Below are 1,325 nucleotides of genomic sequence, written 5' to 3' on the forward strand. Positions count from 1 at the left end.
ACACGCTCACCTCCCTGGCTATCCGCCGCCACGACATGCCACGGGCGTCAAGCACTCTGATACGTTGTTGTTTGGACACCGGTACCGTCATTCCTTTCCTTTCCCGAGAACCAATACCTTCAACTCGGGAAACTACAACAGGCAGGACGGGCCGGTGTTCACACACACGCTCAAATGGACTAAATCCTGCCGCTCACACGGACGAAACCCACACGCACAACCGGCCCACAAACAAGTGAACACACACAGAGGATTCGGCGAGTTGGAACAGCTTCGTCTCCTCGCTCATCTCGCGTGGGCTTACCGGCGTGCGCCTGGTGACCGGCGACCGGTGCGCCGGACTGGTGAACACCGTCAGTGAACTCCTGCCACAGGCCCGCTACCAGCGGTGCATGGTGCACTTCATGCGCAACGTGCTCTCGAAAGTCTCCCCTCGTCACACCCGATGGGCCGGGGACGCGCTCAAGGCCGTGTTCGCGATGGAATCACGCGAATCGGCGTTGGCCAAGGCCGAGCAGGTCGCCACCGAGATGGAGGAGCGGAAACTCAGGGAGGCCGCCAAGTGCCTGCGCGAGGGCATCGACGAGACCACCACGTACCTGCTCAAGGATTACCCGGTCGAGCATCGCCGGCGCATCCGAACGAACAACATGATCGAACGGTTGAACCGGGAGATCCGCAGGAGAACCCGCGTGGTGGGCGCTTTCCCGGATGGTAGATCGGCATTGATGCTCATCAGCGCGAGGATCCGCTACGTGACATCCAACGACTGGTCGACCCGACGCTATCTGGACATGTCCCGACTCGGCGACACCATGAACGAAGCGAACTGAAAACGCACGCAGAACGACAACACCAAAAGTGCGCAAACCACCGGGCACTAGGGGCTGCGGACGTTTTCTTGGAGATGGTTTAGGCCACTAGCCCTTGTTGCATTCTATAGTGTACGGGACTTTTCCATCCCAGGGATTGTTTGATGCGTTGGTGGTTGTACCAGTGCATGTACGTGTCGACGTGTTCCACGACCTGCGCGCAGGTCAGTTTCTCCCAGTATTCGGGGTAGACCGCCTCGGTTTTCATGCGGCCGAAGAATCCCTCGGCGGCGGAGTTGTCCGGGGAGCAGCCCTTCCTGCTCATGGAGCGGATGATACCGTGCTCCTGGCAGATCCGGATCCACTCGGGCCACCGGTAGTGGCAGCCACGATCCGAGTGCACGATCACCCTGGTATCATCGGGCAGGGTTCCGATCGCCTTTCTGAGCATGGTGTCGGCCAATCGGGCGTTCGGGTGCAGTCCCCTCGTGTAGGCGACGATCTTGCCGTCGT

The 1,325-nt window shown here is 60.2% G+C and carries 1 protein-coding gene and 1 pseudogene; one reads left to right on the forward strand and one right to left on the reverse strand.

Features of this window, described 5'->3' with window-relative positions; translation table 11 throughout:
- Nucleotides 1–248 precede the first annotated feature (248 nt).
- Nucleotides 249–833: pseudogene (locus BMIN_RS07480) on the forward strand (IS256 family transposase); the annotation flags it as partial.
- A 79-nt stretch (nucleotides 834–912) separates the two neighbouring features.
- Here the strand turns inward: BMIN_RS07480 and BMIN_RS07485 are convergent.
- On the reverse strand, nucleotides 913–1,325 hold a 413-nt coding region (locus tag BMIN_RS07485), incomplete at its 5' end, for an IS3 family transposase (protein WP_034886358.1).

This window comes from Bifidobacterium minimum, assembly GCF_000741645.1.
In the GTDB taxonomy this organism is placed as follows: Bacteria; Actinomycetota; Actinomycetes; order Actinomycetales; family Bifidobacteriaceae; genus Bifidobacterium; species Bifidobacterium minimum.